This is a genomic window from Nitrosopumilus adriaticus (genome assembly GCF_000956175.1).
GTDB lineage: Archaea > Thermoproteota > Nitrososphaeria > Nitrososphaerales > Nitrosopumilaceae > Nitrosopumilus > Nitrosopumilus adriaticus.
The window spans coordinates 530,190-547,891 of record NZ_CP011070.1; the positions used below are offsets into that span (position 1 = coordinate 530,190).

General features: G+C 35.6%; 22 protein-coding genes and 1 pseudogene. 9 read left to right on the top strand and 14 right to left on the bottom strand.

The window, feature by feature from the left end:
- Positions 1-59 precede the first annotated feature (59 nt).
- Positions 60-581, bottom strand: coding sequence for a cupredoxin domain-containing protein (locus NADRNF5_RS03130; protein WP_048115638.1), 522 nt, complete (start codon positions 579-581; stop codon positions 60-62).
- Between the two features lie 94 nt (positions 582-675).
- Between NADRNF5_RS03130 and NADRNF5_RS03135 the strand changes: the two genes are divergently transcribed.
- From NADRNF5_RS03135 to NADRNF5_RS03150, 4 genes are all read left to right on the top strand, one after another.
- Positions 676-1,029, top strand: coding sequence for a helix-turn-helix domain-containing protein (locus NADRNF5_RS03135; RefSeq protein ID WP_048115639.1), 354 nt, complete (start codon positions 676-678; stop codon positions 1,027-1,029).
- Positions 1,030-1,121: 92 nt separating this feature from the next.
- Positions 1,122-1,472, top strand: coding sequence for an iron-sulfur cluster insertion protein ErpA (gene erpA, locus NADRNF5_RS03140; protein WP_048115643.1), 351 nt, complete (start codon positions 1,122-1,124; stop codon positions 1,470-1,472).
- Between the two features lie 153 nt (positions 1,473-1,625).
- A complete protein-coding gene (dnaG, locus tag NADRNF5_RS03145) occupies positions 1,626-2,768 on the top strand; it encodes a DNA primase DnaG (protein WP_048115644.1) in 1,143 nt (380 codons plus the stop codon).
- 8 nt (positions 2,769-2,776) lie between these two features.
- Complete coding sequence (locus tag NADRNF5_RS03150) at positions 2,777-3,460, top strand: DUF120 domain-containing protein (RefSeq protein WP_048115646.1); 684 nt, start codon at positions 2,777-2,779, stop codon at positions 3,458-3,460.
- Here NADRNF5_RS03150 and NADRNF5_RS03155 read toward each other — a convergent pair.
- The 13 genes from NADRNF5_RS03155 to NADRNF5_RS03215 all read right to left on the bottom strand — a co-directional run bounded on the left by NADRNF5_RS03155 (position 3,457) and on the right by NADRNF5_RS03215 (position 14,278).
- On the bottom strand, positions 3,457-4,077 hold the full coding sequence (locus NADRNF5_RS03155; protein ID WP_425339017.1) for an FAD synthase family protein: 621 nt from the start codon (positions 4,075-4,077) through the stop codon (positions 3,457-3,459). The two genes, NADRNF5_RS03150 and NADRNF5_RS03155, sit on opposite strands and share 4 nt — an antisense overlap.
- Before the next feature lie 41 nt (positions 4,078-4,118).
- Complete coding sequence (gene dph5 / locus NADRNF5_RS03160; RefSeq protein ID WP_048115648.1) at positions 4,119-5,156, bottom strand: diphthine synthase; 1,038 nt, start codon at positions 5,154-5,156, stop codon at positions 4,119-4,121.
- Entirely contained in the window at positions 5,156-6,241 is a 1,086-nt protein-coding gene (locus tag NADRNF5_RS03165) for a M20/M25/M40 family metallo-hydrolase (protein ID WP_048118895.1), read from the bottom strand. The genes dph5 and NADRNF5_RS03165 overlap by 1 nt, the downstream gene beginning before the upstream one ends.
- A gap of 42 nt (positions 6,242-6,283) precedes the next feature.
- Complete coding sequence (gene lysX, locus NADRNF5_RS03170) at positions 6,284-7,126, bottom strand: lysine biosynthesis protein LysX (RefSeq protein ID WP_048115649.1); 843 nt, start codon at positions 7,124-7,126, stop codon at positions 6,284-6,286.
- Positions 7,123-7,290, bottom strand: a complete 168-nt coding sequence (lysW/argW, locus tag NADRNF5_RS03175; protein WP_048115651.1) for an alpha-aminoadipate/glutamate carrier protein LysW — start codon at positions 7,288-7,290, stop codon at positions 7,123-7,125. The genes lysX (NADRNF5_RS03170) and lysW/argW (NADRNF5_RS03175) overlap by 4 nt, the downstream gene beginning before the upstream one ends.
- A gap of 22 nt (positions 7,291-7,312) precedes the next feature.
- Positions 7,313-8,479: a LeuA family protein gene (locus tag NADRNF5_RS03180; RefSeq protein ID WP_048118896.1), complete on the bottom strand. Its 1,167-nt coding sequence runs from the start codon at positions 8,477-8,479 to the stop codon at positions 7,313-7,315.
- A 117-nt stretch (positions 8,480-8,596) separates the two neighbouring features.
- Positions 8,597-9,016 (bottom strand): HTH-type transcriptional regulator LysM, encoded by a 420-nt coding sequence (gene lysM / locus NADRNF5_RS03185; RefSeq protein WP_048115653.1) that lies wholly within the window; start codon positions 9,014-9,016, stop codon positions 8,597-8,599.
- Complete coding sequence (locus tag NADRNF5_RS03190; protein ID WP_048115655.1) at positions 9,003-10,184, bottom strand: aspartate aminotransferase family protein; 1,182 nt, start codon at positions 10,182-10,184, stop codon at positions 9,003-9,005. The genes lysM and NADRNF5_RS03190 overlap by 14 nt, the downstream gene beginning before the upstream one ends.
- Positions 10,177-10,980, bottom strand: coding sequence for a [LysW]-aminoadipate/[LysW]-glutamate kinase (locus NADRNF5_RS03195; RefSeq protein ID WP_048115657.1), 804 nt, complete (start codon positions 10,978-10,980; stop codon positions 10,177-10,179). The genes NADRNF5_RS03190 and NADRNF5_RS03195 overlap by 8 nt, the downstream gene beginning before the upstream one ends.
- A gap of 2 nt (positions 10,981-10,982) precedes the next feature.
- The gene (gene argC / locus NADRNF5_RS03200) at positions 10,983-12,029 is read right to left on the bottom strand and encodes an N-acetyl-gamma-glutamyl-phosphate reductase (RefSeq protein ID WP_048115658.1); all 1,047 of its coding nucleotides are present in this window, start codon (positions 12,027-12,029) and stop codon (positions 10,983-10,985) included.
- Between the two features lie 28 nt (positions 12,030-12,057).
- Positions 12,058-12,915: a lysine biosynthesis protein LysX gene (gene lysX / locus NADRNF5_RS03205; RefSeq protein ID WP_048115660.1), complete on the bottom strand. Its 858-nt coding sequence runs from the start codon at positions 12,913-12,915 to the stop codon at positions 12,058-12,060.
- Positions 12,915-13,082, bottom strand: coding sequence for an alpha-aminoadipate/glutamate carrier protein LysW (lysW/argW, locus tag NADRNF5_RS03210; protein WP_014965593.1), 168 nt, complete (start codon positions 13,080-13,082; stop codon positions 12,915-12,917). The genes lysX (NADRNF5_RS03205) and lysW/argW (NADRNF5_RS03210) overlap by 1 nt, the downstream gene beginning before the upstream one ends.
- Positions 13,079-14,278 (bottom strand): argininosuccinate synthase, encoded by a 1,200-nt coding sequence (locus NADRNF5_RS03215; RefSeq protein ID WP_048115662.1) that lies wholly within the window; start codon positions 14,276-14,278, stop codon positions 13,079-13,081. The genes lysW/argW (NADRNF5_RS03210) and NADRNF5_RS03215 overlap by 4 nt, the downstream gene beginning before the upstream one ends.
- A 132-nt stretch (positions 14,279-14,410) precedes the next feature.
- On the opposite strand from NADRNF5_RS03215, the gene NADRNF5_RS03220 reads away from it, so the two are divergent.
- The 5 genes and pseudogenes from NADRNF5_RS03220 to NADRNF5_RS11885 form a co-directional block, all read left to right on the top strand.
- Complete coding sequence (locus tag NADRNF5_RS03220) at positions 14,411-15,436, top strand: ABC transporter substrate-binding protein (protein WP_048115664.1); 1,026 nt, start codon at positions 14,411-14,413, stop codon at positions 15,434-15,436.
- A complete protein-coding gene (locus NADRNF5_RS03225) occupies positions 15,436-16,200 on the top strand; it encodes an ABC transporter ATP-binding protein (protein WP_048115666.1) in 765 nt (254 codons plus the stop codon). The genes NADRNF5_RS03220 and NADRNF5_RS03225 overlap by 1 nt, the downstream gene beginning before the upstream one ends.
- A 5-nt stretch (positions 16,201-16,205) precedes the next feature.
- The gene (locus tag NADRNF5_RS03230) at positions 16,206-16,964 is read left to right on the top strand and encodes an ABC transporter permease (protein WP_048115668.1); all 759 of its coding nucleotides are present in this window, start codon (positions 16,206-16,208) and stop codon (positions 16,962-16,964) included.
- A 128-nt stretch (positions 16,965-17,092) separates the two neighbouring features.
- Entirely contained in the window at positions 17,093-17,419 is a 327-nt protein-coding gene (locus NADRNF5_RS03235) for a hypothetical protein (protein WP_048115669.1), read from the top strand.
- Positions 17,420-17,421: 2 nt separating this feature from the next.
- Positions 17,422-17,655 (top strand): annotated as a pseudogene (locus tag NADRNF5_RS11885) (multicopper oxidase domain-containing protein); the annotation flags it as partial.
- Positions 17,656-17,702: the final 47 nt, after the last annotated feature.

The window sequence follows — 17,702 nt, forward strand, 5'->3', positions numbered from 1 at the left end:
TTTCCAATTTCCTTCTTATTTTATTCAATTCAAAAAAATAAAGTTAGAGTATTTCAACTCTACTTTACTGTAATTGAACCTACTCTCCAAGGATGAAATGAACAATAGTAGTTGTACACTCCAGACTCTTCAAATGCAAATTCAAATTTATCACCTGTGTTTAATGGAGGACTGTTAAACCAATCAATTACCTTTCCAGATGTATCTAGACTTTGAATGTTATGTGGTACAGAGTCATCATTTACCCATGTAACTGTAGTGCCTTTAGAAATTTCTAGATTCAACGGTAAGTAAAATCCTGCACTGGCAATCTCTGAGTTTCCATTAGGAATTGTAACTGTTGCTTGATGTGTTACTTTTTCAGCATCAATACTTTCTATTACAATGACCTCGTTTTCAATCAAAAACTTAACCATGTTTAGAAATTCTTGTTCTGAAACAACTCCTTCCCCATACCATAATGCTGTATTTTTTACCCATTCAGGAACTGATTGCGCATTTGCAAAATTTACTGAAAATGAAATCAGTAAAATTGCAAATACTATTGTTGGAAGAACTATTTTTTTTGGTAACTGTTCCATGCTTTAACATTGTTTTAGAGGATTAATTTAGGATGTATGCGATGTCTTGCAGTGCAATCATCTCTGTTAAATCAAATCTCTTCTTTTTTAGGATATGCAGGAATTATCCCAAACTCGAAAAATAGTTGATGATGAAAGAAAACAGGTTATTTTAGAAATACTGGCCGATAAATATTGCAAGCAAATTCTACATAATACATTAGAAAAGCCAAAATCTGCCATGGAAATTTCTAATGAAAAAAAGATTCCAATCAGTACTGTGTATAGAAGACTTCAAACGCTGTATGATGCCAAATTACTGGCAATATCCGGATCCATCAATCAGGATGGGAAAAAATATTTCCTATACAAAAGTAAGGTGAAATCAATTTCTCTAAAATGTGACTTGGAAGTTACAACAGTTGAACTAATTCCCAATATTTCTGGGGATTATAATGACGATCTCTAGTGAATAATGTCTAAAACATGATTAATTCTTAAATTACTAGTGTGCTGGGTGGGAAAAGCTTATTATAATTTGAAGCGGCATTTTTGTTTATAATGGCAACTGAGCAAACACAAAAGATGATCACAGTCAGCACAAAAGCAGCTGAGAAGATCAAAGAATTCATGAAAGAAGAAGCAGAATCACCTGAATATCTTCGAGTATATGTCCAAGGTGGCGGTTGTTCTGGTCTATCCTATGGGATGGGCTTTGAAAAGACACCAGAAGAGGATGACATAGTCATGGAAGAAAATGGAGTAAAACTCCTAGTTGACAGTTACAGTGTTGACCATCTACAAGGTGCAAACGTAGACTATATTGAAAGTCTAATGGGTTCTGGATTTAAAATCAATAATCCAAACGTTACAAAATCCTGTTCATGTGGTCACTCATTTAGTACTGAATAAACAACTATCATTATTTTTCATTTTTAGATTCACTTAGCATTTGCTAAGCTCAATTATTATTGAAATATTTCATCAGTTGCAATCCTTTTTGCGATACCCTCATATATCGAAGGTAGAAACCCAAATTATGATAATAAAGGAGATGAATCATTTATGCCTCAATCAGGAATTGTCAAATATCACGTTAAACTTTCCTATGAAGTTGATGGGCTCGTTGAAAGAGCAGATATAATCGGAGCCATCTTTGGCCAAACAGAAGGACTGTTAGGGCCAGAGATGAATCTGAATGAGCTGCAACGAGTTTCTAAAGTAGGACGTATTGAAGTTAATAGTAAATCTACTGCAAATACTACTGCAGGTGATGCATTAATTCCAATGAGCACTGATATTGATACATGCGCATTAATTGCTGCAGGAATTGAAAGCATTGACAAAGTAGGACCTTTTGATTGCACATTCAAATTAGAAGCAATTGATGATGTACGAGCTGCAAAGAAAGATGACATTGTAAGACGTGCAAAAGAAATCAAGCAAAAATGGGCTACTAAAACAGTCAGTGAAGGAGAAACAATGTTAAATGATGTTCATCAGGGTGATGCTGGAAAACTAGCAACATATGGACCATCCAAATTAACATGTAGTTCTGGTGTTTTTGATTCTAAATGGGTAATCCTGGTAGAAGGAAGAGCCGATGTAATCAATCTTCTAAGAGCTGGATATGATAATGTTTTAGCAATTGAAGGTGCAAAAATTGATGAATCTATCAAAGAATTATGTAATAATAAAGACACTGTGGTAGCATTTCTTGATGGAGATAGATCTGGTGGATTTATTCTCAAAGAACTCAAATCCGTTGTAACTTTAGATTATGAATTACAAGCTGATAGCGGTGTTGAAGTTGAAGAACTAACCCCACAAAGAATTGATGAAATTCTAAGACCAATTGCAGATGAAATTAAATCTGGAAAGCCAGCACCTGCTCTAAAAAGTGAAGATGATAAACCTCTTGCAGAAATAGCATCAAAAGTTTTTCCAAATCTCAATGAAACACTTGAAGCCGTTGCTTTAGATGGTGATCAAAATGAAGTTTTCAAAGTTCCAATCAGTGAAGTAGTAAGTAAACTCTCATCCCAATCTGGAATAAAATATCTTCTACTTGATGGGATTATTACCCAGCGACTTTTAGAAGGCGCCAAAAACGCAGGTGTTGAATGTGTTGTTGGTCACAGAGTTGCAAAACTTTCAAACTCTGATGGAATGACACTAAAAACATTCGGTGACTTGGGCGTATCTTAGGAAACTAGATGACTGAACTAAAAATTCAGCACATCTTAACTCTCTCATATCTATTATCCAAAGGAGCAAAACACAACTACGTCACTATAACAACCTCTTCTCTTGGAAAAAATATTAAAAAATCTCAACAGTCTGCATCAAAACATCTCTTAGAATTAGAACAGAATAAATTCATAGACCGAATAATTAGCGGTCGCAACATTTCTGTTAAAATTACTCCAAAAGGATTCACTGAAATGGTCAAACTCTCTGCAATACTTAGAAAAAGTTTGGATTCTTCACCTTCTTACGTGGAACTTAAGGGAACTCTCGTCTCTGGAATGGGTGAGGGTGCCTACTATATGGGATTAAAAGGATACACAAAACAATTCCAGTCAAAAATTGGATATGTCCCATTTCCTGGAACTCTCAATGTAAGATTAGATCAAAAAATACATCAAGAAGCCATCAAACAATTTGAAACTTTGAATGGTGTAAAAATTAATAGCTTCTCAGATGGAAAGCGAACCTATGGATGGGTAAAATGCTTTCCTGCTAGGTTGAACAATTTGGCCAACTGTGAATTAATCATCCTTGAGAGAACACATCATGATGACTCAATTATTGAATTAATTTCTAAATCTTGTTTGAGAAAGACTGCAAAACTTAAAGATGGATCAAAAATTTCAATTAAAATTAAAATTAATTCCTAGATTCCGTGAATAGATTCGCCATATTCTTTTTCAATTTTAGAACTGGAACTTTCGGGAATTGGAGATTGTAATCTTGCAACCGTTGCATCAAGCTTTATTTTTTTGCATCCTTCGGTAATGAATTTCTCTTGATGCACTTGATCATAGCCTAATGCAATAATCTCTGGCCTAACAAGATTAACTGTTTTGAAAATATCCTCTTCTTGTCCAATTAGACATAGATCCACCATTGATAGAGAATTTACCAATTCTTGTCTCTGCTCTTGGCTGTGAATTGGGTTTCTTTTTTTCATCTTTACTGCTGTATTGTCTGTTGCTACAACAACTACAAGTACATCACCTAGTGCTTTTGCTGCATTTAGCGTATGAATATGACCTGGATGTATGATATCGAAAACTCCGCCAGCTAACACCACTCGTAATGATTTTCTACCGATTTCTGTAAGTGTGCATCTATCTTCATTAACAAATTGATTTTTTACCAATTCATCGATTTTTGAATTTATCATGTCTTCTGATAACATACATTTTTTCATAATGGTCTGAGATAATGCCTTTCCATCAATTTGACATACATACATCACTGATAGAATTATTTTTTCACTTTGATCCAATATTTTTTCTATTTCTGACCCTCTCTTTAATTCATCGCTAGACATCACATCTTTGGATCAAGGCCTTTGGCCAGTCTTAATGCATCAACTAAACCATCTGCGTACCCAATACTCAATATTGCTACCTCATCCTGACCGTCTTCAAGAAATTTTTCTGCATCTTTAATGTACAACTCTGCATTTTCTAATATCACCTGAAATTCTTTTTGATTTTTATAATGTGGCTCAATTTCCTCCAAGGCCTCTCTTACCATTGGTACATATTTTTCCATCATTTGTTTTGAAATTTTCTTTGTTTTTTCAGAATTGTCAAATGGTTCGTCAATGCATTGACCTAATATCTTCAATGCATCTGATTCTGTAAAATGTAGTCTTCCTGGTATTATCACGGTATGGGGCGGCTTTCCAAAATCTTTTTTCTTTAAACTGGAAATTTTTCCTGAAATAATTAATTGATCTTTGAATCCTATTCTTGATGCAATAATTGCATAGCTATCTGAACTGATCACATTTCTTTTTTGTCCTTTTTCTGTTTCTAATAATCCATCTAGTGCATCTTTAGGATCTAAGAAAAAATCTTTGTCTTGATTATATTCTAAAAGAAGAACTGTGTGATTTCCTTCAATAATGTTTTTGTAAATTACATAATATGGAGTTGTAAGCGATTTCATTTCGCTCATTATCGTTGCAATTCGTCCTACTTTGTAAAAATGTAAACCACATTCTCCAATCATTGAAGTAAGAGAAGATGAGGCATGAATCGAATGTGTTTTTATTTTTTCCTCAATTGCTCTTGTTCTTAATTCGATATGCGTTGTTGCAATGTAAGGATCCCCGTATGATAGTAAAACTACTTTCTTTTTCTTTGAATTTTTTAGAATTTCATTTCCGTCTTCTACAAGCCATCTTTTTGCTGGCTTGAATTCTCCTTTAGTGGCATTTTTAATTTTGGTTAAATCTGATTTTCCTATTGGACTTGTAAATTGTTCAAGGTATACAATATCTGCCTTTGATAAAATATCGATTGCCTCATTGGGGATTGATTTGAATCCCGAAATTCCTAATCCTACAAACCACAGCATTACTGCATCTTTCTGTCATGAAGTCTTTTTAAATGCTGTAGAGTTTTCTTTAAGATTTCTATCCCTTTAAGATATTCTTCAATGGATACTTTTTCATCAATGGTGTGTGCCTCATGAGGATCTCCAGGACCATACGTGACTACAGGAATTTCCCATTGATTCCCCAGGACATTCATGTCGCCAGTTCCTGTTTTTCTAATTAATGTGGCCCTTGACTGTGTTTCCTCAAGAATACCTAATGTCAGTGCTCTGACTAGTGGTGAGTTGTGTGGTGCCTCAAATGGTTCAGTCTCATCAAGAATTGAATAAAATGCTTCAACTTGTCTTTTTTGAGAAATCTCTTTAACAATTTCTGCAATCTTTTGCTCGATAGTTTTACAATTCATATCTACTGGAATTCTAATGTCAAAAACTGTTTCACATTCCTTTGGTGTAATATTATGGCTAGTACCTCCTCTAATCTCTGTCATTGATGAAGTCAACAACATTCCTTTAGATTTGCCTTCTTGATTTTCTTCCAATCTTTCTTTTAATTCACTTGCAAAAATCATTGATTCATGAATGGCGTTTTTTGAAAGCCATGGTGCACTTGCATGTGAACTATCATCTACACTTATTTTGAGATTAATAGCTAGCCTTCCCTTGTATGCAATTGTTACCTGATTAATTCCACTAGGCTCTCCAAAAATTGCATAATCAATTCCAATTTCTTTTTTTACGAGATTTTTAATTCCAGTTGCATTTCCTTCTTCATCAACTGCTCCGACAAAAATTATGGTTCCGTTATTGTTCTGAATTGATGCTGCTGCAAATAACATTGCCATTAATGGGGCTTTAGCATCTGATGCTCCTCTGCCATATAGTGCATCACCTTCTTTTCTAACTTTGACTTTTCCTGGTACAACATCCATGTGGCCACATAACATGATTTTTGGAGATCCTGTTCCTTTCCTTGCAATAACATTACCGACTTCATCTATCTGTATATCTTCAAATCCCAAGTCATCACATTTGTCAGCTAAAAATTCTGCCATTGGTTTTTCACTTAGTGATGGCGTGTAGAGTCTCAATGCTTTCTCTAGCATCTTAATTGCAAATCTTGATTCTGATAGATGTTTGGTCAATTCTTATTTTTCTATATTTAGGGCATAATTTAGCATTAATGATGGAATGTCTACTTCACAAACTCGAACTGTATTTTTGTATTCTGTAGTGTTGTTTACTTCGTGTACTACCAATCCTTTTTCATCACTTTCCATCAAATCTACGCCTACAATATCTCCTTGAACTGCATTCTTTGCCTTTATGCACATCTCTTCCATTTCTGGTGTAACCTTGCATGGTTCTGCCTCTCCGCCAAGTGCCATGTTTGTTTTCCAATGCTTTGATTTTCTGTAAATTGCAGCAACAATTTTATCTCCAACCATGATGGCTCTGATGTCTCTTGGAGGTCTTTTTACAAATTCTTCCAAATAATGGATTTGATAAATTGGATACATCTTCTCTCTACTTTCAATAATGCCTTCTGCCGCATCTCTGTCGTTAAGTTTTGAAATTAGTCTTCCCCAACTTCCAACTGTTGGTTTGATTACTTTGGGAAATCCTTGTGTGTCTAATGCTTCCAAAGCTGCATCTTTTGAAAACGCTACAGTGGCATCAGGTGTTGGAACCCCGAATTTTTTTAGTAACATATGTGTGAATAATTTATTTCCAGCAAATACCCCTGTGTTTAGACAATTGATTACTTTGACTCCTAATCCTTCAAGTGCTGCTGTTGAATGTAAATTTCGGTAGTAGCTTACGCATCTCTGAATCACTACTCCATAATCTTCGGGTTTTTTTTCTAAATCTAATGCTAGTTTCTTGCAATCTACCATCTGAATATTGATATTGTTTTTTTTACCTGCTTCTAGAAGGGCTTTTTCTTCCCAACGGATGGAATCGTAAAGAATAGTAACGTCAGAACTCACTGTCCCCAATCCTCGCCAACCGTTTGGGCAGGCTTTAGTTGGAAACCGTCTGAACTTTTTTCTAATTCAAAACTTGCGCCACATTCGGGACATGTTACAATTTCTCCTTCAAGTGCATCACTTGGGATGGATATTTCTGCATCACATTCTTCACATTTTGACATATCTTATCTTCCACAACCCTCTTTATTTATCATTAATTATCTTTTTTTCAAGTCTGTCTTCGAGTGGTATTTCTATGAGATCTCCCATTCTGAGTCCTTTTAGTCCTGCAGCCACTGCCTTTGCACTCTCATCATCTTTCTCTAGTCCTAATAATGACATCAAGTAGGCTGCACCTGTTTTTCCTGCAAGCTCTCCAAAGACAATTCGTCTTCGATTACCTACTGCCCTTGGTGGGATGGGCTCGTATGCTGCTGGATTTCTAAGAATTGCTGCAAGATGCGTTCCTGCTTTGTGTTTGTATGCTGATGAACCAACAATTGGTTTTGAATCATATGGTTTAATTGATGTGTACTCTTCAATTAATCTTGAAAGGTCTAGTAACATATCTAATCTGAAATCATTTGGTGATTTGTATAGGTATGTCAATGCAACTGCTACTTCAGCTAGTGGTGGAATTCCAGTTCTTTCCCCAATCCCATCAATAGTAGTATGAATTTGATCAACTCCTGCATCACATGCTGAAAATGCATTTGCTACTGCAAATCCTATATCATTGTGAACATGTGCATCTAGTGGAACATCAACTGCATCTCTAACTTTTTTTACAAAATTATACATTCCAATCGGACGTAATATTCCAACTGTGTCCGGAAGGCTGATTCTATCAACACCTGCTTCCTCTATGGCTTTACAAACTTTGATCAAAAATTCTGGCTCTGCTCTACTTCCGTCCTCAACTGTAAATCTAATTTTTAGACCATGAGATTTGGCATACTCTACTGTTTCAACTGATCTTCTTAATGCTTCTTCTCGTGAAATACGTAATTTGTCTTTAAGATGAATATCTGAAATTCCTAAATATGCTGCACACCATTTAGCATCACAATCTAATGAAATGTCGATGTCTTCTTTTAGTGCACGTCCATGTGAAACAATATCTGCTTTTAATCCCTGCTTGATTATTGTCTTAGTTGCTTCTTTATGATCATTTGAAACTACTGGTGATATCTCGATTTGATCTACACCAAAATAATCTAACATCCATGCAATCTGAATTCTTTGTTTGTTAGTAAATGAGACTCCTGGGTGTTGTTCTCCTTCTCTTAGAGTGCTATCTAATACCCTGATCTTCTTTGGATTTTTATCATACGAGTTGTAGATGTTTGCATAGTGATTCGGATCTTTCATTACTGAAATCGTTGACATTTATTGATGATATAAACATATTCGTACTATCTTCGGTGAAAAAAAGTATTAATGATCCTAAATTAGTTATGATGTGATTTTTTTTTGCGAAAGTCGTTTTTAGATTATTTTTCTCAAAATAATCACCGTGTTTGTATCGACAACACCTGGAATCTTCCTTAATGCGTCAATGGTATTGTTAATTTCAGCGATACTTGATGCACTCATAATTGTTGTAATGTCGTATTGACCAGTTATTTCATAAACTGTTTTTACCCCTTCTAGTTTTGCAAGTTTGAGTGAAACTTTTGATGTGTCTGTTGCAGAATCAACTGATACTAAAACAATCGCGCTTGTTGCATTCTCTTCTCCAAGTTCCAAAGTAAATTTTTTGATGGTTCCGCTGTCTACGAGGTTTTTTACTCTTCGTCTTACTGCTGATTCAGAAAGTTTTAATTTTTTACCTATATCCACAAACGATTCTCTGGCATCTTCTTTTAGATACCCGATAATTTTTTCGTCTACTTTATCCTTGTACAACTTTTTTTTGCTCCTCTTCACTTAGTACAGAATCTAGAGCATGTAAAACTTTTGTTATGTCTTCTTCAGAAATCACTAATGGTGGGAGAATTCTTAGAATGTTTCTTCCTGAGTATAGCATGAGGACCCCTTTTTTCATTAATCCCATTAGTATGTCTTTAACTTCAAATTTCATCTCTATTCCTATCATTAGTCCTTTGCCGCGAATTTCTCTTATCATGGTATGATTCTCTTTTAGTTTCTCCAAGCCTTCTCTGAATATTTTGCCCATCTTTTCGGAATTCTCAATTAATCCATCTTCAGTTAATGCCTTGAGTGCTGCAGTTCCTGCTGCACATGATAATGGGTTTCCTCCAAATGTTGAAGAGTGTTCTCCCTTACTTATTGCAGCAAGTATGTCTGGTCTTACCAGTGTAGCTCCCATTGGAACTCCACCTGCAATTCCTTTTGCAAGACACAAAATGTCTGGTGCAGTATTCCAATGCTCACATGCCCATAATCGTCCTGTTCTTCCTAAACCGGCTTGTATTTCGTCAAAAATTAGCAGAATCCCCTTTTCGTCACAAAGCTTTCGTACATCCTGCAAAAATCCATCTGGTGCAACAATAATTCCGCTTTCACCTTGAATTGGTTCTAAAATTACAAATGCGGTATCATCGTCAATTACTGAACGAAGTGATTCAATATCTCCAAAAGATGCAAAAGAAACTTTCTCGACTAGTGGTTTGAATGCTTTTTTGTATTTTGGATTAAATGTTAGTGATAATGCGCCAAATGATTTACCATGATATGATCCTTTCATTGCAACCATTCCTTTTTTACCTGTGAATTTTCTTGCAAACTTCATTGCAGCTTCAATTGCTTCTGCACCACTATTGTTCAGGTGAACTTGTGTGAGTCCTTTAGGAGCTAATCCGATTAATGTTTTGAGAAACTCTTCTCTTGTTTTGTTGTATAAGGAACTGTGAACTGTAATGATTTTATCTACTTGTTCTTTAATTGCGTTGTTGACTCTTTGATTTTGGTGACCAACTAGTGCAACACCGTATCCGCCCATGCAATCGATGTATTCTTTACCATCGACATCCCATACGTGTGATCCTTTTCCTTTCTCAACTGTAACTGGAAATCTCTGATAGAGATTTCCCATAAATTGATCTTCACTCATGTTCAATCACCGTACAATTATCATGTGCAATCGCAGATGATATTGGATTTTCTTTTTGTCCATTTGCAATCAATGCTTCTTTTACCCCCATATCTAATGCTTCTGTTGATGCTAGGATCTTCTTTTCCATCCCTGGTCCAATTTTTGGTCTGATCTCTTTTGCTTCTGCTAATGTCAACTTTGAAACAAGTTTCTCATCCATTAGCAGTCCATCTACATTAGTAATGAATAATACTTTGTCACTTCCAACTTTTCCTGCAACATATGCTGCAGCTCTATCACCATCTACATTAAGAAATTCTGATTCTTCACTAATCGCAATTGGTGATATTACTGGTGTTAATCCCTGCTCTAAGAGAGATTTGATGAATTTTGAGTTGATATCGGTAATTTTGCCTGTATATCCGCCATCAATTGCCTGTTTTCTGCCTTTTTCGTTAACTATGAGAAGCTTCTTTTTTCTGTCTGCTTGAATAATTTTTGCATCAACTCCTGATAGGCCTATTGCATTGATTCCATTTTTTTGAAGCATCTGGACAATGGTTTTGTTTATTCTACCTGACATTACCATTGTAAAAATCTCTGCAGTTTCTTTATCGGTATATCTACTTTTGATGCCACTTGGTGATGTTACAAATTTTGGTTCCTTTCCAAGTTGTTCACAAACTTTTGTAACCTCTTTTCCACCTCCATGCACTATGATTATTCCTTCTGACTCTGCAACTTTTTTAATATCTGCGATTGTAGATGGATGTAAATTATCTACTACACTTCCACCAATTTTGATTGTGATCATTTCTAAACAGGAGTTAATGGTGTATTTCTAAGCCCATCCATTTCATCAAAACCGCACATAACATTCATGTTTTGAATGGCTGAACCTGCTGCACCTTTCATCAAGTTATCTGATGCAGATAATGCAATTAATCTATTGTTGTCTTCATCAAGATCAAACCCTATATCACAAAAGTTTGAACCAACTAAGAATTTTGGATCAGGGAATTTGTATAATCCTTTTTTATCTCTAATTAGTCTGATGAATCTTTCTTCACCATAAGTTTGTCGATATAATTTCCATAATTCTTTTTCATCAATATCTTTTTTCAAGAATGTGTGATTTGTACATAAAATTCCTCGAACTACATCTACAGCATGTGGGCTCATTGAGACACGAATTTTATGCCCTGCAATCTCACTTAGTTCTTGTTCAATCTCACCTGTATGTCTGTGCTTTGCTGGTTTGTATGGTCTGATTACTCCTGCTCTCATTGCATGTGCAGTGCCTGAACCAGAACCTGCACCAGAAGAACCGATTTTAGAATCAACTACAATATGTTCTGTATCAATAATGTCATTTCTAATCAATGGTGCAAGTGCTAGCATTGATGTTACTGCCATGCATCCTGGACATGAAACAAGCTGTGCTTTTTTAATCGCTTCTCGGTGTAATTCAGGTACTCCGAAAACTGATTTTGCTAAATAATCTGGATGTGGGTGTTCCCAGCCATACCATTTGTCGTATGCATCCTGATTATGCAATCTATAATCTGCACTCAAATCAATCACCTTGACTCCTCTGTCATAGAGTGCCTTTACAATCTCAGTTGCAGTTCCATGAGGAACTGCTGTAAATACTAAATCACATTGATCAGTTAATTTGTCATAATCTAATTCGGAAAACATCAGATCTGTAAATCCTTTCAAACTTGGTTGAACTCTGTGGAGATACTCTCCAACATGCTGCCTTGATGTCACCATGCCGATCTCAACATCAGGGTGATTAACAAGTAGACGAAGTGTTTCTCCACCTACATAACCTGATGCGCCAACTACACCTACTTTCATGATAAACCTCCTCGTAAAGGAGTATAATTTATTTCCTAACGTAGTTTAGGGCAAATTCTACCATTTCTTTTGGTATATTTCGTTGTGAAACTCTTGCCAATCCTTTGAATTCTACTGTATTATTGACTTCATGTACTACTAACCCCCTCTGATCGTCTTCCATCATATCAATTCCCAAAATTCCACCGCCCATTGCTTTTGATGCTTTACTGGCCATATCCTCCATCTCTTTTGTTATCTCACAAAGTTCTGGATCTGCTCCTAATGCGATATTTGTTTTAAAACCACCTGATGACTTTCTATACATTGCAGCTACTGGCTCATCACCTACTGTGATTACTCTGATGTCTCTTGGTGGTCTCTTGATTAATTCTTGCAAATAGTAAATTCTGTCATGTGGGCTATCTGTGATGTCTCTGATTTCAAAAACTGCCTCCATTGTATCCTTATCTTTTAATGGCATCACTCCTCTTCCCCAACTTCCAATTACAGGTTTAATGACTAGAGGGAATCCAACTTTTTCTAAATTCTCAGCTGCACTTTCACTTGAAAATGAAAAATATGTCTTTGGAGTTGGAATATTATTTTTTTTTAAAAGTAATGTCATGAACATCTTATTTCCACAAATATTTGCAACTTCGAATTTGTTTAAAACTGGAATATCTAAAAACTCTAAACTTGCAGTAAAATGGAGACCTCTGAAATAGCTGACGCATCTTTCTAGAACGATATCTCCTAAATCATAGTCTTCTTTTTTACTATCTGTGTTTATTTGAGTAATTTTTGCATCAAGCATTACTGCATCGTGTCCTAGTTCTGATGCTTCTTTTTGGAGCATCTTCTCTTCCGCTCTTAGGCGGTCAAACACAATACAGACTTTTGACATTACTCTCCCCAGTCTTCGCCTACGGTTTCTGCTTGTTTAAGCTCAACATTTGATCCGTCTTTTTTTGAGATTTCAAAGTCAGCGCCACAATCAGGACAGGAGACAATTTCTCCAACTGAGGCATCGTCTGGGATGTTTAGTGTTGCGTCACATTCTGGGCAGTTCATGTTTTTGTTGACCTTTTCTTTTGTAATTTATTAGCTTCTGTTGACTGCATTCCCCACAATTCTACAAATCCTTTGGCTAATCTTTGATCAAAAGTTGATTCTGTACCGTATGTGGCAATTTCGTGACTGTATAATGAATTATTTGATTTTCTGCCGACTACTCTAAGACTTCCTTTGAACATCTTTAGTTTCACAGTTCCAGAAACTGGTTTTTGTGATTGTTCAATGAATCCATCAAGATCTGCTCTCAGTGGATCTTGCCAAAGTCCTGAGTATACCAAATATGCCCATTCATCATCTATTATTGATTTGAACTTATTTTCATGCTTTGTATGGACCATTTTTTCCAAATCTGAATGAGCTTCAATTAGACATGTGGCAGCTGGAGTCTCGTACACTTCTCTTGATTTGATTCCAACAACTCTATCCTCAATATGATCAACTATCCCAACTCCTGCATCTCCTGCTTTTTTGTTAATGTATTCGATAAGTTTTTGTGATTCCAGTTTTTTTCCATCTACTGCAACAGGAATCCCCTGTTCGAATTTAATTTCCAAGTATGCTGGTTTATCTGGTAAGTTTTTTGTTTTAACCCAAATGAATGCATCATCTGGTGGTTCATTGTATGGATCCTCTAGTACTCCGCCCTCTATTGCACGTCCCCACAAATTTTGATCAATACTAAATCTTTTTGCTACAGCATCGATTTCTATTCCGTGTTTATTTGCAAATTTTAATTCTGTTTCCCTGTCTAGATTTTTATCGCGTATAGGAGCTATGATTGGAAGGTCTGAGCCGGAACGCAATGTAATGTCAAATCGTACTTGATCATTTCCTTTTCCTGAACATCCATGTGCAAGTGAAGTTACTTTTTCTTTTTTTGCAATCTCTAATACTTTTTCTGCAATTAATGGTCGTGCAAGAGCTGTTGCAAGACAATATTTTTTCTGATAAAGAGCATTTGCTTTTATTGATGGAAAAATGTAATCTTTGACAAATTCTTTTCTAGCATCAATGTTGTAGTGTTTTTTTACACCAAGTTTTTTTGCTTTGGCTGCAATTTTTTTAGTATCATCGCATTGACCTACATCAACTGTTACTGTAATGACATCCATGTCATGTTCTTCTTGCAAATATTTTACAACTACTGAAGTATCTAATCCTCCTGAAAATGCAAGAATTCCTTTTTGTGTCATAAAACAACTTTCCCGTCGTATTTTGGAATTTATCTTTTGTGATAGGCTAGAAACCAATTATTTTTGAAAAATTTCTGACTAGCTTGAGCTAAAATTCGATGATTATTTAACCGCCAAATATAACGCTGTTTTATGAAAACTCGATCAATTGTTTCAGCAGGAATTGTGGGAATAATTTTGATGATAACACTCGGAATTACTCTTAATTCTAGCGATACTATACATGAAAATAAACTTCGTATTGCATATTTTCCAAATATTGGTCATGCTATCCCTATTGTTGGAATGGAAAAAGACTTTTTTCAAAAAAGTATTGGCGATGAAATAAAAATTGAAGCACGTGTTTTTGATAGCGGCCCCCAGGCAATTGAATCATTATTTGCAAATTCAATTGATCTTGCCTATGTTGGACCTGGACCTGCAATAAATGGATTTTTAAATTCAGAAAATCATAATGTAAGGATTCTTGCAGGTGCTGCAAGTGGTGGAGCAAGCTTTATCGTTCATCCATTATCTGAAATTAATTCTGCATCTGACTTTGCTGACAAAAAGATTGCTGCACCTCAAATTGGAAACACTCAAGATGTTTCTCTACGTCACTATCTATCTGTAAATGGTTTGAAGACTGCAGAAAAGGGCGGTTCAGTGATTGTCTATAATATTCCGAATCCTGATATCTACACTTTATTTGTAAAAGGCGATATTGATGGTGCATGGGTTGCCGAACCTTGGGCTACTATTTTAGAAACTGAACTTGATGGAAAAAGATTATTCCACGAAGAGGAATTGTGGCCAAACAATGAATTTGCATCTGTTCTTTTGATTGCAAATGTGGATTATGTTGAAAAAAATCGTAAACTAGTTTCTGATTTGTTGACTTCACATCATGAAACTGCAGAATGGATTAATGAAAATCCAATAGAAACTAGAATTATTTTTAATAATTTTCTAAAATCACACTTGGGACAATCTTTATCTGATGATGTTGTGGATGTTGCTTTATCCAATCTTGTAATAACTGCTGATCCTCTTCTTGATTCTGTTTACTCTTTTGCAGAAAAAGCTGATACGCTTGGATATTTGGGAAGAAATGGATATGACTTAGCTGGAATTTTTTACCCCCTTAATTCAAATTCTGTCTTGGAGGAAAACACGTAATGACTAAACTTGAAGCAAAAAATATTGTAAAATATTTTAGTCATGATTCTCACAAACTAAAAGCACTAGGTGGTGTAAACCTCAAAGTTGAGGCTGGGGACTTTGTATGTTTGGTTGGGCCCTCAGGATGTGGAAAATCCACCTTCTTACGTATAGTCGCAGGCTTGGAATCCCCTGATGAAGGACAAATATTGTTTGATGGTCATCCTGTTGCTCAAACAGGGCCTGAGAGAATAATGGTTTTTCAAGAGGGTGCATTATTCCCATGGCTTAAGGTTCAGGATAATGTAGAATTTGGATTAAAGATGGCTGGAATTCCAAAAGAGGAAAGAGCAAAGATATCTCATAGGTATCTTGACATGATGCAGCTAACAAAATTTGCAGATTCTTACACTTTTCAACTTTCAACTGGAATGAAACAACGTGTAGCTATAGCTAGAGCATTGGTAATGGATCCTGATGTATTGCTAATGGATGAACCATTTGCAGCACTAGATGCACAGACTAGAGACTTGTTACTAGTTGAGATGCAATTAATTTGGGAAAAGACAAAAAAGACAATTTTGTTTGTAACTCATAATGTTTCAGAAGCTGCAGTTCTTGGAACTAAAGTTGCAATCTTTAGTAATCGCCCATCAATAATTAAAAAAGAAGTTGATAATAATTTTCCAAGACCTAGAGTTACGGAAGATGAAACACTATTAAAATTTCAACAAGATATTTTGGCAGAATTAAGACCTGAGGTAAAAAAAAGTAAAGACTGATTATCATGGCAAAAAATTTCACCCTTCATAGAATTGCATTTTACATTGGAATTGTTGTAGTTTGGCAAGTAATTGCAATGAGTGGAATTTGGCCTGAAAATATTTTTCCATCACCTTATGAAGTAGCCGAAGATTTGGCATATGGTGCATCAGATGGTAGTCTATTTTATGGAATTGCAACTAGCATGTGGAGGTTGTCAATTGGATTGGCAATTGCAATTGTAGGTGGTATAGTTCTTGGAATTTTCATGGCAAGAGTTGAGGCAATCAATCAAACTGTCGGGTCTTTAGTTTTAGGATTACAATCAATTCCTTCAATTGCATGGGTTCCGCTTGCAATACTTTGGTTTGGTTTAACTGATGGTGGAATTATTTTTGTCACAGCAATTGGAGCTATTTTTGCAGTAACAATAAACACCTACACAGGAGTCAAAAATATAGATCCGCACTTTATCGAAGCTGCACGAAATATGGGTGCCAAGGGTAGCCAGCTCATCACTGCTGTTTTAATTCCTGCAGCATTTCCATACATGATTTCAGGATTCAAGCAAGGCTGGGCATTTGCATGGAGGGGTGTGATAGGCGCTGAAATCCTGTTTTCATTCTTAGGATTAGGATTTTTGCTAAATGCTGGGCGCTCTCTAAATGATGTCTCAGAAGTAATTGCTATAATGATGGTGATAATGGGAATTGGATTGGCAATTGATGGTGTTGTGTTTACAAGACTTGAAAATAAAGTAATGTCTCGTTGGGGATTAAGATAGTTATTACTTATTTGTAAATCTTCATACTACTCCTTAATGATATAATGTGATGATATGCGATCATCGGATCAAAGTATGAAAAACATATTTACTTATATTATCTTATTTGAGATTTGTACCAATAACTTATGAAACGAAAAAATAAATTCGCAATAGGATATGGGATTTTAGCAGTAGCTTTAGTTGCTGTATTTGCATTACCTATGAGTAATGTAGTCCCAAACGAAGAAAGCGCATTTGAAATTAAAGATATGTTTAATGTCTTTAACATAATTCCTGCTCAAGCAGATGATCCGACAACTCATAACATTGAGATGACCACTAAAGTACTTCCAGATGGAAGAATGGCATACCAAATGGTTAGTCACGTTATTGTTCAAAGTGATGATGACGGTGATTCTGAAGATATTACAAGTAGATATGATACTTACCATCAATTCCTGGACCAACAATAATTATTGAAGAAGGTGATGAAGTATTTCTTACCCTAAATAATGAATTAGGTGATCCAGACGAATGTGTAAGTGTACATGTTCATGGAGTTCATTATGCTCCTGAAAGTGATGGAACCCTTGAAGAAGTAAATGGTGTTGTAGATTCTTGTGCAACTGTTGATACTCCGAGAACATTTCATTGGAATGCTGCAAAAGGCTCTGCTGGTGTATGGCCATATCATGATCATACATTTGGCAGTGAACTTGGAGCAGAACTAGAAGGGCTCTATGGAACTCTAATTGT